The sequence below is a fragment of the Vibrio sp. 2017_1457_13 genome, assembly GCF_030851525.1.
In the GTDB taxonomy this organism is placed as follows: domain Bacteria; phylum Pseudomonadota; class Gammaproteobacteria; order Enterobacterales; family Vibrionaceae; genus Vibrio; species Vibrio metschnikovii.
The window spans coordinates 311389-326303 of record NZ_VHTA01000002.1 but is presented as its reverse complement, the minus strand read 5'-3'; the positions used below and the strand labels follow the sequence as shown (position 1 = coordinate 326303).

General features: G+C 45.7%; 16 protein-coding genes. 6 read left to right on the top strand and 10 right to left on the bottom strand.

The genetic code is table 11. The features are described 5' to 3' along the window. Positions 1–212: 212 nt before the first annotated feature. A complete protein-coding gene (locus tag FKN88_RS03970) occupies positions 213–977 on the bottom strand; it encodes a DeoR/GlpR family transcriptional regulator (RefSeq protein ID WP_154170756.1) in 765 nt (254 codons plus the stop codon). A gap of 174 nt (positions 978–1151) precedes the next feature. After that, positions 1152–2054, bottom strand: a complete 903-nt coding sequence (locus tag FKN88_RS03965) for a DMT family transporter (RefSeq protein ID WP_004396710.1) — start codon at positions 2052–2054, stop codon at positions 1152–1154. A gap of 97 nt (positions 2055–2151) precedes the next feature. On the opposite strand from FKN88_RS03965, the gene FKN88_RS03960 reads away from it, so the two are divergent. Continuing rightward, positions 2152–2943, top strand: coding sequence for a helix-turn-helix domain-containing protein (locus tag FKN88_RS03960; protein WP_004396709.1), 792 nt, complete (start codon positions 2152–2154; stop codon positions 2941–2943). Positions 2944–3067: 124 nt separating this feature from the next. On the opposite strand, the gene FKN88_RS03955 is transcribed toward FKN88_RS03960, so the two are convergent. Continuing rightward, the gene (locus FKN88_RS03955; protein ID WP_306687244.1) at positions 3068–4000 is read right to left on the bottom strand and encodes a M14 family metallocarboxypeptidase; all 933 of its coding nucleotides are present in this window, start codon (positions 3998–4000) and stop codon (positions 3068–3070) included. Between the two features lie 74 nt (positions 4001–4074). Further along, positions 4075–5103, bottom strand: a complete 1029-nt coding sequence (pyrC, locus tag FKN88_RS03950) for a dihydroorotase (protein WP_004396707.1) — start codon at positions 5101–5103, stop codon at positions 4075–4077. Between the two features lie 201 nt (positions 5104–5304). Here pyrC and FKN88_RS03945 point away from each other — a divergent pair, with 201 nt between their 5' ends. Further along, the gene (locus tag FKN88_RS03945; RefSeq protein WP_154170754.1) at positions 5305–7128 is read left to right on the top strand and encodes a hybrid-cluster NAD(P)-dependent oxidoreductase; all 1824 of its coding nucleotides are present in this window, start codon (positions 5305–5307) and stop codon (positions 7126–7128) included. Positions 7129–7197: 69 nt separating this feature from the next. On the opposite strand, the gene FKN88_RS03940 is transcribed toward FKN88_RS03945, so the two are convergent. Further along, positions 7198–8304: a 1-acyl-sn-glycerol-3-phosphate acyltransferase gene (locus FKN88_RS03940; RefSeq protein WP_199249629.1), complete on the bottom strand. Its 1107-nt coding sequence runs from the start codon at positions 8302–8304 to the stop codon at positions 7198–7200. A gap of 178 nt (positions 8305–8482) precedes the next feature. Between FKN88_RS03940 and FKN88_RS03935 the strand changes: the two genes are divergently transcribed. Then, complete coding sequence (locus FKN88_RS03935; protein ID WP_154170753.1) at positions 8483–9091, top strand: AraC family transcriptional regulator; 609 nt, start codon at positions 8483–8485, stop codon at positions 9089–9091. A 22-nt stretch (positions 9092–9113) separates the two neighbouring features. Here FKN88_RS03935 and FKN88_RS03930 read toward each other — a convergent pair whose 3' ends face one another. Both FKN88_RS03930 and FKN88_RS03925 read right to left on the bottom strand, forming a co-directional pair. Continuing rightward, complete coding sequence (locus tag FKN88_RS03930; protein ID WP_004396703.1) at positions 9114–9713, bottom strand: hypothetical protein; 600 nt, start codon at positions 9711–9713, stop codon at positions 9114–9116. A gap of 127 nt (positions 9714–9840) precedes the next feature. Next, on the bottom strand, positions 9841–10140 hold the full coding sequence (locus FKN88_RS03925; protein ID WP_154170752.1) for a YfcZ/YiiS family protein: 300 nt from the start codon (positions 10138–10140) through the stop codon (positions 9841–9843). A 375-nt stretch (positions 10141–10515) separates the two neighbouring features. Between FKN88_RS03925 and FKN88_RS03920 the strand changes: the two genes are divergently transcribed. Then, the gene (locus FKN88_RS03920; RefSeq protein ID WP_040905120.1) at positions 10516–10986 is read left to right on the top strand and encodes a TetR family transcriptional regulator; all 471 of its coding nucleotides are present in this window, start codon (positions 10516–10518) and stop codon (positions 10984–10986) included. Here FKN88_RS03920 and FKN88_RS03915 read toward each other — a convergent pair. Genes FKN88_RS03915 through FKN88_RS03905 form a run of 3 tightly spaced genes read right to left on the bottom strand, consistent with a single transcriptional unit; the run spans position 10983 to position 13653 of the window. Then, positions 10983–11762 (bottom strand): heme ABC transporter ATP-binding protein, encoded by a 780-nt coding sequence (locus FKN88_RS03915; RefSeq protein WP_154170751.1) that lies wholly within the window; start codon positions 11760–11762, stop codon positions 10983–10985. The two genes, FKN88_RS03920 and FKN88_RS03915, sit on opposite strands and share 4 nt — an antisense overlap. Further along, on the bottom strand, positions 11762–12793 hold the full coding sequence (locus tag FKN88_RS03910; protein ID WP_115152606.1) for an iron ABC transporter permease: 1032 nt from the start codon (positions 12791–12793) through the stop codon (positions 11762–11764). Before FKN88_RS03910 ends, FKN88_RS03915 begins: the two co-directional genes overlap by 1 nt. 5 nt (positions 12794–12798) lie before the next feature. After that, positions 12799–13653 carry a hemin ABC transporter substrate-binding protein gene (locus FKN88_RS03905; protein WP_306687243.1) on the bottom strand — a complete coding sequence of 285 codons (855 nt, stop codon included), beginning with the start codon at positions 13651–13653 and terminating at the stop codon, positions 12799–12801. Positions 13654–13849: 196 nt separating this feature from the next. On the opposite strand from FKN88_RS03905, the gene hutX reads away from it, so the two are divergent. Together hutX and hutZ are read left to right on the top strand one after the other, a co-directional pair. After that, the gene (gene hutX, locus FKN88_RS03900; protein ID WP_158137226.1) at positions 13850–14353 is read left to right on the top strand and encodes a heme utilization cystosolic carrier protein HutX; all 504 of its coding nucleotides are present in this window, start codon (positions 13850–13852) and stop codon (positions 14351–14353) included. Between the two features lie 22 nt (positions 14354–14375). Then, positions 14376–14906, top strand: a complete 531-nt coding sequence (hutZ, locus tag FKN88_RS03895; protein WP_154170750.1) for a heme utilization protein HutZ — start codon at positions 14376–14378, stop codon at positions 14904–14906. Positions 14907–14915 lie beyond the last annotated feature (9 nt).

The following is a 14915-nucleotide window of genomic DNA, read 5'->3' as shown; positions in this document are numbered from 1 at the left end:
ACTGAACTGATAATATACTTAAATAGAGATAATGTCCGCAATTATCCTTATGGTGTTATCCCTTTGTTACTGCGGTAGAGTTAATATTCGATTATCCTAATGACATCGTTTATCTGTGCATATCGCCATGGTGAGAGCCTATTTTGACTCTCACTCATTTTTCACTGATCCGCCATTCCCAGCTGTTGGCGATAACCGGACTGTTTAACCCCTTAGAGCGTAACTTGGATAGTCACTTCGTTTTCTTTGGCAAAATGTTCAATTTCCTTTGGCGGCGCTTGATCGGTGATGATCAGATCAATATCGGCGAGTGTGCCTAATTTGACCATAGCGTTACGTCCAAACTTGCTGTGATCAACGCCTAAATAGACGCAACGACTGTTTTCGATGATCGCGCGTTTGACTCGTACTTCATGATAATCGAAATCGAGCAACGAACCATCGTAGTCGATACCACTGATCCCCAGAATACCGAAATCGAGCCGAAATTGAGAGATAAAGTCGAGAGTGGCTTCTCCGGTCACACCACCGTCTTTATTCCGCACTTCACCGCCTGCCAGAATAATATTGAAATCAGGCTTGCTCATCAAAATGGTCGCCACATTAATGTTGTTGGTGACAACGCGTAAGTGGTGGTGCTCTAACATCAAGGCGCGAGCAATCGCTTCTGGCGTGGTACCAATATCAATAAATAGCGTTGCGCCATCAGGGATATGTTTGACTAAAGCCGCGGCGATTTTTTCTTTTTCCGCTTGCGAGGTTATCTGACGAGTATGATAGGAGGAGTTTTCTGAACTGGTGGCGATGGTGGCTCCGCCATGATTTCGACGGAGTTGGTTAGCATCGGCTAACTCATTAAGATCTCGACGAATGGTTTGCGGGCTCACATTAAATCGTTCGACCAGTTCTTCCGTACTTACAAACCCTTGGGTTTGCACCAGTTCAATGATTTCTTGATGACGTTTAACCGCTTTCACAGGCCTATCCTTATACGTTGAAGTGCGCTAAGTGTACGGTTTAATGGACTAAATTCAATCAACGAGAGCAAATTATTCGTGTTTTTGGTTCGTTTTAAGCTTCGTTTCACACAAAACGAACATGAATATTGGTTCCATCGACCAACGTTCGTTGAGCGAGCCGTTGGCTGTGATTTATGGTGTTGAGGCTTTTTCTATCGGTTCTAACGTCGAACGACGTCGAATGCGCACTTGGGATAAAATGACTCCGCTAATGACCATTAAACCGCCGATGAAGTGATACTGATGAATGTATTCCCCCAACAAGGTGGCAGCTAATGTCACAGCGACCACGGGCAATAAATTCATAAACATCGCCGATGAATCGGCACCAATGGCATCAATCGATTTTACCCACATCCATGGCGCAAGCAGTGAGGCGGCAATACCAGCGTAAGCGATGAGTGGCAATGACCCTTCGGTAGGCAGAAGTTGTTCGCTAGTCAACCATAATGGAATCAGCATGAATACGGCTAATACGCCTTGTAAGTAGATGATCGTCCAGCTACTTAGTGGCATCTTCCAGCGTTTGAGCAGTACGCAATACAAAGCATACACCAGCGCCGCCAAGACCATTAAACCGTCTCCGGGAGTGATCGATTGATGAAGGAAAAATAACACATCGCCTTGACCGAGCATTAATGCAAGACCGACCAATGACAGCAGACCTCCAGTAATACTCAAGCCAGAAATGCGTTTATTGAGCAAGGGTACGCTAATAAACACACTCAATAGCGGCACCAATGAGGTGATGAGTGACATATTTGAAGCGCTGGTGGTTAATCCCGCGTAATAGCCTAAAGATTGATTCAACACCATGCCCAGTAATGCTAGGCCAGCGAGCTTGGGCAAATAGGGTTGAATGATGTGACGCTGCCGAATAACGGTTGGTAAACAAAAAGGACTTAAGATCAGCATCGCGAGCAACCAGCGATAAAAGCTCATTGCGCTTGGCTCTATGGTACTGGCGGCCATCTTATTGATAATGGTGTTGCCACCCCAAATCAGCACGGTAAACAAAGGAAGAAAATAAATCATCGCTGCCTCAGAGTCGGTTATTGTTGGCTATAGTTTGACAGGTCTCTATGATTATATATATCTTTAAAAAGACACTTTGAGCGATAGGAAGACAAGTTTGAATCAACGCAGCAGAAACCTTCATCCCTCCCTGTCTATTGAGCAGGCTCCATCAGCAGTATTCATGAATTTTGAGGCTTTTCTTTCTAATACGGAGACTCGAGAGCATAGCCATGCTTGGGGGCAAGTGCAGTTAATTTCCGGAGGTATTCTTGAGATGGAGGCAGAAGAGGTACGTTTTTTGGCTCCGCCCCATCTGGCTATTTGGGTACCCGCAGGGATCCGCCATAAAAGTTATAACCGACGTCCGTTAGCGTACTGTTCGTTAAATATTGCGACTGAAATGACCGAAGGTTTCCCACAAAAAACCAGTCTAATTAAAGTCACCCCGATTGTTTCGGCGATCATTGATGACTTTCGTCAGCGCTCAGTGAGTGTCGCAACCCGTCGTGAAGATCAGCGTTTAGTACAAGTGTTACTCGATCAATTAGCCACGCAGGAGACGCAGCACCATTTCCTGCCTTCTAGTCATCACAAATATTTGTCGCCGATACTCAAAGCGATTGAAGAAAATCCAACCGATGAAACAACACTTTCGCAATGGGCACAGCGTATCCATACTACCGAGCGAACGTTAGCCCGTTATTGTCAGGCAGAATTAGGCATGAGTTTTACCGAATGGCGATTGCGAGTGCGTTATTTGCATTCGATGGAGTTATTGCGTCATGGACAATCGGTCAAAGAAGTAGCATTAACCTTGGGCTACAATCAGGCCAGTCCGTTTATTAGTATGTTTAAAAAATACTCCGGACAAACGCCGGAGCAGTATAAGAACCGATTGCTGTCTTAAGCTTATCAAGCCAGTACTCGCTTCCGATTTGAAGTGGCAGCAGTGTTGGCTACATTCGTTCACCCCAATCACATGATTTGCCTATGCTCATGGGGATTCACTCACTTGCCGCTTACCTGCAACTTCAAGTCGTTTGGGTATGAATAGTTTTTGGGTATAAATAGTTTAAAGCGCCCACGATCGCTGCCACTTGAGCCGCATTACAGTCGTCACTATTGACCCGTGGACTGTCTGGGTACACTTCGGTGGTTGAGCAGTACTGGCTATTTGTGACTGAAGCGCATAAGCCGAGTTCTTTTACTGGGTAAACAATCCCCCCTTCTTGGATAACCGGTGAGCCAATAATCTCACCTTGTTGATCGGCGGGTGCGATGTGAGTGACTTGGCGTACCGACTCAATAATTGCAGCTTGAAAATCCAACTGCGGATTCTCGCTGTCTCCTACCGTATAAAAGCCATCAGGAATATGCCCCGGCTGATAATTGATACCATCGCGCGCCGCTAATGCGGGGCGAAATTCGTTTTCATCACTGTCGGTGGTTTCGTGCAGGTCAATATGGGCAAGTATCGCCGGTAGTTTGTCGACCAGCGCCATCAGGGAAGCCGACTCTTCTGCTGGACTGTTTGGATAAAAACAACGATTAGGATCTAACGCATTGGGGTTCCAGCGTTGAATCGTTTCGTACCCCCAAGGACTGACGCAAGGAACTACGACAATATTCATCTGTTCCGTGTAGCGGTAAGCCTGTTCGGTTAAAAATTGCAGAGCACCAAAAACACCACTGGTTTCATAACCATGTACTCCGCCAGTGACTAAAAGGGTTGGTTTATCCGCATGCCAAGGCTGAGTTTTAACACACAGCAGCGGATATCGCTCAGGGTCGTAAGACAGTGCGCCGTATTGCTCAACACAAAATTGCTCCGATAAAGCATTAATCGCCTCCACCACCGCTTGATAAGGGCGCTGAATCTTAGTTTGTGCACGCCAAGCCTGACGTTCTTGTTCGGTCCATGGTTGACCGCGTGTGCCAATGGGGTAACGATAAGCAGTAGTCATGACTTTCCCTAATGAGAGTTAGAAAAGTCATGAGCTTAAGCGTTATAAGCGGGTACTGCAATTGGTGTCTCGGTTTATTTCACCGTCCAGTGAATAGATTCACCAGCTCGTATTGGAACGACCATGTTGTTGCCAAACGGCATCGTATTAGGCACGGACCAAGCTTGCTTAGTTAACGTCACAGTATCCGTATTACGGGGTAAGCCATAAAAATCAGGCCCATTATGACTGGCAAATGCGGCAAGGTTTTCAAGCTTAGCTTGTTTCTCAAACACTTCGGCATACAGCTCAAGGGCAGCGTGCGCGGTGTATGATCCTGCGCAGCCACACGCGGACTCTTTTTGGCCTTGTGCATGGGGCGCGGAATCAGTGCCTAAAAAGAATTTTTTATTGCCAGAGGTGGCCGCGGCAACTAGGGCGTCTTGGTGGGTTGCTCGTTTGAGTATTGGTAAACAGTAGAAATGTGGACGAATGCCGCCGACTAACATGTGGTTACGATTGAACAGTAAATGATGTGCGGTGATCGTCGCGGCGACATTCTCCCCAGCTTGTTTGACAAAGGCGACGGCTTCTGCGGTCGTGATGTGTTCTAAGACAATTTTTAAGTTTGGGAAGTCGTTGACGATAGGCGCTAATACGGTCTCTAAAAAGGTCTTTTCGCGATCAAAGATATCGACATCCTGTGTCGTTACTTCGCCATGCACCAATAACAGTAATCCTTCTTGCTGCATCGCTTGTAGAACTGGGTAGATTTTTTTCGGGTCAGTGACACCAGAGTCAGAGTTGGTAGTCGCACCGGCTGGGTAAAGTTTCGCCGCTACAATCGCACCGGATGCTTTGGCTTTACGGATTTCATCAGGCGAAGTATTGTCGGTGAGATACAGAGTCATTAAGGGTTGAAAGTGAGCGCGAGGTTTAGCCGCTAAGATGCGTTCACGATAGGCAAGAGCCATATCAGTCGTGGTGACCGGTGGGACGGTGTTGGGCATGATCAGTGCACGTCCGTTATAGCGGCTAATGTCTCGAACGGTATCTTGTAAAACATCACCATCGCGTAGATGAACATGCCAGTCGTCGGGACGAGTCAGGGTAAAGGTTGTCATGAATTGCTCCCACCATGGAAAAGTTGAATGATTGGAGCCTAAACCATGTTCACGTACTTATGACGCAAACGCTTCCGTTTAGGCGACAGGATGATAGAGGAAAAGTGGTTTAATATCATCTTTTTCTTTGTTTTCGGCTTTTTATTTCCCTCGGTTTTCCGTTAGGCTTAGCGTCAATAAAAATACCAATAAGGAATCACCATGTCGGCTGTGCAGCTTTCACAAATTAGTATTTATCCGGTTAAATCGACGGCAGGGTTATCGCTATCTACCGCTTGGGTTGAAAAACAAGGATTGATGTTTGATCGCCGTTTCATGGTCGCTTTGGCGGATGGCAGTATGGTGACCGCGCGAAAATATCCAGCTATGGTCGCGATTCGCTCTGCATTAACGGCGGATGGTTTGATTTTTACCGCGCCAGGTCGTGAGCCCTTAACGCTGCGTTATAGTACGTTTAAGCACCAAGTGGCGCAGGCTCAAGTCTGGGATGATAATTTTACCGCTTATACCACCACCGACGAAGCGGATGATTGGTTCAGTGCTGCGTTGGGTCAGCGGGTTGAATTACTCTTTACAGGTGAGCAGTCCAATCGAGTCCGCGAGAAAGTCGGCAGCAATGTCAGCTTTGCTGATGGTTATCCCTTGTTATTAATTAGCCAAGCGTCGTTGGATGAGTTGAATCGCCGTAGCCCAGAGCGACATAGCATGACGCAATTTCGAACCAACTTGGTCGTTTCTGGCGGTGAGCCTTTCATCGAAGATAGCTGGAAGCGGATCAGAATTGGTCAGGTTGAATTTGAACTGGTCAAACCCTGTGAACGCTGTATTTTGACTACGGTTGATATGAGTACAGGACAGTTTCGCCCCAGTACGGAACCGTTAAGAACCTTAGCTCAATTTCGCGCCAATCAACGCGGCGGCGTGTTTTTCGGTCAAAACTTGATTGCCAAAAATGAAGGGATGATCTCGGTTAATGATCCGATAGAAGTCTTGGAATACAAAGAAAAAGAGCACTACCTTGACCAAGGACAGCGCCACTATCAAATGCGTTGCGTCGAACGCGAGACCATCGCCAATAATTTTGTGACTTTTTGGTTAGAGCCACAACGCAGTGATTTCCCCGAGTATTTCCCCGGCCAACATTTACCGATTGAAGTGATTATTGACGGTAAAGTGCATCATCGTCGCTATACGCTTTCTTCAAGTCCTTCTCGGCCGGGGCGTTTAGCGATTTCCGTTAAGGCGATCGATGGTGGGCAAGTGTCTCATTGGTTATTGGAACATCTTCAGGTGGGGGAGAGTTTAGTCGCCCAATCTGTTGAGGGAAATTTTCATTTGCGCGATGAGCATTTATCTCAGCCGCTATTATTCTTGTCTGCGGGCAGTGGCATTACGCCGATGTTATCGATGCTGCGTTATTTAGCTGACCACCAAATGATGCAAGATATTGTATTTTATCACCAATGCCGTAGTGAAGCTGATATTCCCGCTCGTGATGAGCTAGACGCTTTACGCTCTGCTCATTCGGGCTTAACACTGAGGATCAGTTTGACTCAGCCTTCTATCGATTGGCCTGCTTTAAAAGGACGACTATCCTTATCTCATCTCAAAAAAATAGAGAATGTGACACAGAGGCAGGTTTTTGTCTGTGGGCCAGATGGATTTATGCAAAAAGCGAAAAATCTTTTGCTGAAACTGGGTGTTCCAGAAACGGCTTATCATCAGGAGGTCTTTACGGTGACACCATCGGTTAATCGAGCGTATCAGCCCCTCACCATCACACTCGATGGAAAGGCGTTTCAAGGCGATAACCAGACCACGTTGCTTGAGCAAGCTGAGCGAGCGGGTTTAAAAGTGGCCAACAGTTGTCGCGCAGGTTTTTGTGGCGCTTGTAAAGTGACGGTGCAATCGGGTCGTGTTGAACAACCGGAGACATTGGCTTTGCCCGATCATGAACGCCATCTTGGTAAAGTATTGGCGTGTTGCAGTATTCCTGAAACCGATATTGAAGTAATAAGCTCATAAATCGGCGACAGGCCAAAAGAAAAAGCCACTCCTGAAAGGTCAAGAGTGGCTTGATTAAGTGGACAACAATTAAGCTTTATTGCGTACAGGATTGGCGTAACTGTCGAGCAAATAACGTTGAGCATCAACAGGGAGTTGAGCTAACTTCGCTTCCAGTTGCATTTTATGCTCATCCTGTATCTCCTCGTGGTCGACATTCGCCGCCAAGTAGTTGATTGGATAGAGACGATAATTAGCGTGAATTTGACGGTCAATTTCATCGGCTAAGGCTTCTGGAGTGGCAAAAGGTTCGCTAATTACGTCACCAAAGGCAACATGGATTCGTCCTTTTTCGCCAACAATCCCTTGAATAATGCTTTCAATATCTTCAAATTCGGCTTTTTGGTATTGGCCGTGAGTCGCTTTTTCATACAGTTCGCGTGCTTTGGCGACGTCGCAAGGGTCATTTTCATAAGCAATTGATACCGGTACAATATTAAGTGATTGCATATATTCAGCAAAATCAACTTTTTGTTTACGTCCTTCGACATGAAACATTTTTAAAATCGCCGCATCAGTAAAATCGTTCCCATCTTTGGCTCGTCCTTCTTTCTGGGCGATCCAGATCGAGTTGCCCGTCTCCAGCGAGTGCTTAATGTAGCCTGATAACGTACCGAGCATCTTCATCATTTCGCGCGGTCCTTTAGCAGAACGTTGCACGATAAAGCTTTTATTCAGACGCATTAATTCCGTGGCACAGGGTTTCTTCAATAAGTTATCGCCAATCGCAATGCGTACCGTTCGATGACCGCTTTTATGCAGACCATAATTAACTAACGCAGGATCCATGGCGATATCGCGATGATTAGAGATAAAAAGGTAAGAGCGATTTTTATCTAATTGATCAAGCCCACTATAAGTAACGCCATTGGTGGTATGTTCCAAGGTTTGATCGAGATATTTCTTTACCTCTAGCTGAATGGCTTCAACCGAAGTCAGTTTGGCCCACTTAAATTTCAAATAGATTTTTACGATAGGGCTCAATAGTGGTCTGAGCCAAGCAGGTTGGTGAGCAAAACGGTGCTGCAAAATCGCCGAGATAAATTCTTCATCATTGATTAAACGGTCAAGCGCCGCAGGAATTTCATCGTCATTATAAGGACGTATATCTAAATAAGGATCGTTGGTTGAGGTCATAGTATTGTACATCAAATAAAAAGCTCGCCTATTCTACGCATACTCTGAGTGACTCGCAGCTATCATAAGCACATAATTTACAAGGTCAGACCAGAATCAGTCTGATAAGGTTCAGTTCAGTTGGCTTTTTTATCAAGAAGCGTTACTCTTAGCGCCCTTAAAATGCATGAGGCCAACCATGAACTACGCGATTCAATCTGAAACTTGTACTTTTCCTTATTTGCAAGTGACGGCGCGAAAACGAACGAGTAAGCATAGCTTAATCCAAGTGAATCATGGTTTAGTTTTATTTCGACTTGGCAAACATGAATACGCCATAGAAGCCCACCAAGCATTATGGATTCCCATCGATTGCTTGTGTGCATTAACTTTTTTTCCGAATACTCAAATCACACGAGTGGATTTTTCAGTGCGCTTGCGCTGTCCGTTTCCTTCGCAGGCTGGAACGATTAAACACAATGACTTGAGCAGCAGTATTTTACAACGCTTACAACAGCCTGTCTCTACAACTCCAGTGTATCCTCATTTATTGCAAGTGCTGAAGTATGAAGTACAAAACTTTGAACCCAAACTCAAACTCACCGGTTTAAGCCAAGTATTGAGTCAATGGACGCCAGACAGCCATCTTGGGATCAGTAAAGAGTATCATTTGGCATTATTGGTGCGTGAGGCACGAAAGCGCCGTCTGTCAGGGGTAAAAGAAGCGCTAGTCATTGAGCCCCTGTTTGCCAGTCAAGTTGAACAGTATCAACAACTGTGTCAATTGATTTTAGGTGAGCAACCTTAATTCATTTCAGCCAAGCTAATCCTTATCGGGCGACGGCTCCGCCTAAGGTAAGATTGGTCGGCCATTGTTGAATCTGATTCCCTCCTAAAAAGATGTTGCCATTGACCGTCATGGTGTCTGGAAAACGGGTGATCTGGGAGCCGCCAATATACAGATCACCTTGAACGACCAAGCCTTCTGGAAGTTCGGTTAGCGGGGTTCTGACGACGCTTAGATCTCCCTTAACGACCAACCTTGGCGGTAGCTGCTCAAGCGGGGTATCGGTCAAATTGATGTACCCTCCGACATTAACGCCAGCAGGCCAACGGGTGATTTGTGAGCCGAGTAGATTCGCATAACCACGAATAAAGGTTCCACGAGGGATACGTTGCAGTTGGCTATTGCTTGCTTCCAAACTGCCTTCTACGCGAAGTTGAGGGGGTAGACGTTTAATCGAGGTTTGCGCAATATTAAGGTTGCCTTTGACTTCAAGGCCATTAGGCAATTCAGTATAAGGTTTATTGCGTAAATTGAGGTTACCATAATTATCCAAATGGTTGAGTATTTTATAATAATCAAGAGGGATGGCGAGCAAAGGCAGTGCGCATAGTAAGCTCAATACACCCAGTAACCAGCGCCGCATGGCTGACATCCTTGTGTTGGTGACCACGGTAAAAGTATCGGTCTAATGCTGCGGATTTTCAATGAATGGTTGTCGCTTTGTATTGCTGCGGGTATCAGGCGAGCGAGTGATCGCCCACCTGAGCACTTTAGCGGAATAATGAACGCGACTTAAGCTCAAAAATCAACTTTTCCGCACTGACTTCAAATTTGAATTGAGCATGCAGTTTATTGGCGTCTTGAGTAGGAAGAATTTGATATTCAACGTTGGCACACACTTGTTGAGCGAGTTGTAGGTATTTATCAAACTCTTGTTGAAGTAAATTTTGTTCGGTCGCAAAAATGGTGACTTCGGCAACTTCGTCACCTTCTTTAATGATAAATCCCATTTCTCCGGCAACACCACAGGCTTCACATACTTCATCTTCTACGTAGCATTGATTGGTCATCTCATTATCCTCTTATAAAAACTAAGGCTATTTTAGCCTGCTATGATGTCGCTTACCACTTAATATCCGCTTTCGATCGGATTGGTTCATGTTGATATCAGTTGAAGTGGAATCTCGATCAATCAATGATTCATACTATGATTGAGTAGTCAGTGAAGCGTAGATGAACGATGAGTACGTGGCAATATCTTGTGATATGCGTCAAGAATTTGTGCGAATGAGTGACAGTTTTTTGTCATAATGCTACCGGTTTCATTGCCTTCACTAGGACTTTGTAAGATGATCCCGACGGTTTGCTGACTATTTAACCTCGCAAGATCAACAGTCTTTGAACTATCTAGCCGAATAATCACCCTTTGATGAAGAGCATGAGCCATGCCAAAACGTAGTAAAGAAGATACTGAAATTACGATTCAAAGAATTATGGATGCCGTTATCGATCAACTGCTCAGGTTGGGATACGACAAAATGTCTTACACCACATTAAGTCAGCAGACTGGGGTTTCGAGAACGGGTATTAGTCATCACTTCCCTAAGAAAACCGATTTTGCGTTAGCGTTAGAAAGCAAAATTTTTCACCAATTCACGGAACATTTAGAGTTAGAACAAGGGTTGAATGAATTTGCAGAAAGCTGGTTGAAGGCGCTACGCACGACTCCGGCTTTTATGGCAACACTGCGTTTATTGTTTCAACATGTGGTCATGGCGGAGCGTGCCGAGTTTTTTTCAGCGCAAATGATGACTCGGCTTTATAAACTGGTTGACGACAAATGGGGACCACAAAGTCGCCAACAATTAGAGTGGTTGATTGGTAAATCGATCATTGCGATGAGTGAGCTTGATTAAACCGGGTAGACCATTGGGAAATCTAACGTCGGGTGAGGGGCGACCATCGAATGATGGTCATAGACCTGCTTGATCATCTCGGCGCTCAGAGCTTGCCACGGTGGAGCATCACAGACAATGTGCCCTTGATGAAGAATCACCATCCGATCGGCGTATTGCGCCGCTAAGTTCAAATCATGTAAGACAATCACGACGGCGCATTGTTCTTCACGAGCTAACTGACGAGCGATAAGCAAGGTATTATGTTGGTGCGCCAAGTCTAATGCCGACGTGGGTTCATCAAGCATTAAGACTTTTTGCTCACCGGATTGATGCAGTTGGGTGAGCACTCTTGCTAAATGTAAACGCTGTTTTTCGCCTCCTGAGAGTTCAGGATAGAGCCTATTAGCTAACGGTAAAACATCGGTCTTTTGCATATAATAACGCGCTAATTGCCGAGTTTGTCGATGGCCAATATCAAGCGGGATCGCACCAAGTTCGACCACTTCTTGAGCCGTAAATGGAAAGTTTAATGAGCTACTTTGCGGTAAAATACCGACATGTTTTGCTAAGGTCTTTGCTGACCAGTTTTCGCGAGGTTGGCCGAAGAAACGAATGCGAGAGTGGGTGTCAATCTCGCCACTTAACGCTTTCAATAAGGTACTTTTCCCCGCACCATTAGGACCAAGTAAAGCAGTGACTTCGCCATGATGGAGTTCAATATTGATATCTTTTAATATCGATTTTGAATGAAAACAGACCGTTAAGTGATGCGCTTGAATCGCTGGAGTAAGCATTAAAACAGTTTCCCTTTTTGTTTAAACAGTAAATAGAGAAAAAAGGGAGCACCGACGAGCGCTGTGACAATCCCGATCGGTAATTCACTTGGTGCAACGGCAACTCGGGCAAACATATCGGCGCAAGTCAGCAGTAATGCACCAAGGAGAGCGGAGACGGGTAATAAATATCGATGATCAGGGCCAACGAGCATCCGCCCTAAATGGGGCACGACCAAGCCGACAAAACCAATCATCCCAGCCACGCTGACCGTGATACCAACGCCTGCGGCGCAAAGTATGATCAACGCTCGCTTGAGTTGCTGAGTGCCAATACCTAGGTGGCGAGCTTCCGATTCACCCAGCAAAAGCGCATTCAGTGCCATCGCTCGACGATGAAAGCAATAAGCTAATATTCCCAGTGCGAATAGACACAAATAGATTTGTGGCCAATTAGCGCCAGCAAATGAACCCATCGACCATAGGGTTAGATCACGCAGCATTTGATCGTCAGCCAGAAAATTTAAATAGCCAATCCCTGCCCCAGAAAGTGCACTGATCGCTACGCCAGCCAATAGCATGATGGTCACTGAAGTTCCCAATTGACTGGTGCCTAGTCGATAAACCAGTAATGTTGTTAATACTCCGCCGATAAAAGCACACAAGGGGAGCGTGAACATGTTCATCCATGTGGCATTCAATTCAAAAGAGGCGAGTAATACAATGGCGAGCGCTGCGCCTAATGACGCACCTGCAGATACCCCAATGATCCCTGGTTCAGCGAGAGGGTTACGAAACAAGCCCTGCATAACAACCCCGCAGAGCGCTAATATTGCGCCAACCAATAAACACAGGAGAGTGCGTGGGAGACGAATTTGGTGAATAACCAGATTAATATGAGTCGCAATATCATCAGAGCGAAATAGTAAGCTATATAGGCTATCTCGAAAACTGATCGACATAGGTCCAACGGTAATGGAAGCTAAACTTAATATTCCCAAACTTAGCGCTAAGGCAATAAGTAATAGATGAATAGGCACATGACGTAACACGGCTATTATCCCTTTGGATAGAGCAGCGCTTGCAAACGCAGTGCTTCTTGAATGGTTTTCAGGCCGACGCCGCCGACGAGTGCATGACCATCAATGGTAATGATGCGTTGATGGATACCCGCAGGTGTCACTTTTAACATCGGCAGTGCTTCTAGAATCGCCTCTGCTCCGCCGAGCTGATCATAGCTACGGCCGCTGACCAAAATAACGTCTGGCTGCATGGTGATCAGCGCTTCCATCGATAAGGGTTTATAGGCCGAAATCATCTCGGCAGCAGGATTACGAGCGCCAGCTAAAGTGATCAGCGTATCAGGAATGGTATTTGAGCCCGCGACGTTGGCTGCTCGCCCTTCATGGAGCAGTAAAAATAGCACCTTGAGTGGCGATTGAGCAGGCTGTCCCTCTTTAAGTTGCTCTAATGTCCCATTCACTTGATGTTTTAATGTTTTCGCTGCCGATTGGCGGTCAATTAACTGGGCGATTTGATCGATACGTTCAAGCAAACCTTGCGGATGAGGATCACTGTTGATGATATTGACTTTGACACCTGCAGAGCGTAGCTGGCGTAGGGTACTTTCTGGTCCCATTTCCTCTGAGCCAATTAATTGGGTTGGATTCAACGCTAACAAGCCTTCTGCCGAGAGCTGTCGGTGATAACCCACTTGAGGTAATTCACGCGTGCGCGGTTCATTGCTGGTTACATCAACCGCAATGAGCTGATCTTGTCCACCTAACGCAAAGATAAGTTCAGTAACACTGCTCCCTGCACTGATCACACGCTCCGCTGCCGATAAATGATGAGCGCACAAGAGGAATAAAACACTGGCAAGTCGCCGAATAAAAGGTATGGACAATTTCATAATGCTGCTCATTAACTAAATGGGCCACGTTATACCCAGCCTACATGAAGCTGCCGCGGTATTGGCTATTTCTGGTTTCAAGAGCGCAAATTATTACTCATAATACAAACAATATCAATTATCAATTGCATTATCGTTTGTGTCTAATTATTCTTAGCCGCGTTGAGGTACTCACGTAATTGTATTGGATAACAAAATGGAACAATTATCACACCAAGTGGCGCAGTTATTAAATGATGAGCCCGCATTACTCCCAGCACAGATTGCTGAACGTTTAAGCGTGAGTGAATTTGCTGTCGTGTCTGCTTTTCCTAACGAAATGGTTACCCTGCTCTCGGGTGATCATGCGCAGATGGTATTAACGGAGATTGCTGATTGGGGGACAAACGTGACCACTATCGTGCAGTCATTTGGCTCTATTTTTGAAATCAAAGCCCCGTTACCGAAGGGTAAAATGGCGCGTGGTTACTACAACTTGTTGGGGCAACCAGGCCAACTTCATGGCCACTTAAAATTAGAGTTGATTGATCACGTTGCTTTGGTCAGTAAACCTTTTATGGGGCGAGAGAGCCACTATTTTGGTTTTTTCACTCAGCAGGGGGATTCTATTTTTAAGATTTATTTAGGCCGCGATGACAAGCGAGAGCTTATCGCTCAGCAGGTCGATCGTTTTCAAACGATGCAACAACAATTTAAATAATCGCCTGGTAAGGAGAACGTCAATGGAACAGCAAGTTAAACAAGAAAGACTACAAGGCCGTTTAGAGCCAGAAATTAAAGAGTTTCGTCAACAGCGCACGACATTACAGCTCGCGACGGTTGATGCACAAGGTAAACCAAATGTAAGTTATGCTCCCTTTGTACAAAATCAAGCAGGCTACTTTATTCTGATTTCTCATATTGCGCGTCATGCGCGTAATTTAGCGGTCAACCCTCAAGTATCGATCATGATGATTGAAGATGAATCGACGGCTAAGCAGCTGTTTGCCCGCAAGCGGTTAACGTTTGATGCCCAAGCGAGCATGATTGAACGTCACTCGCCGCTATGGCAACAGGTGATTGAACAAATGCAACAGCGATTTGGTGACATTATTGATAACCTCAGTCAACTTGAAGACTTCTCACTATTTTGCTTAAAGCCAGAGCATGGATTGTTTGTGAAAGGTTTTGGACAAGCGTATCAAGTGTCAGGGGATGATCTGGTTGATTTTGTTCATCTTGAAGAGGGGCATCGTCAAATCGCGAACGCGTAGTCGTTCGGA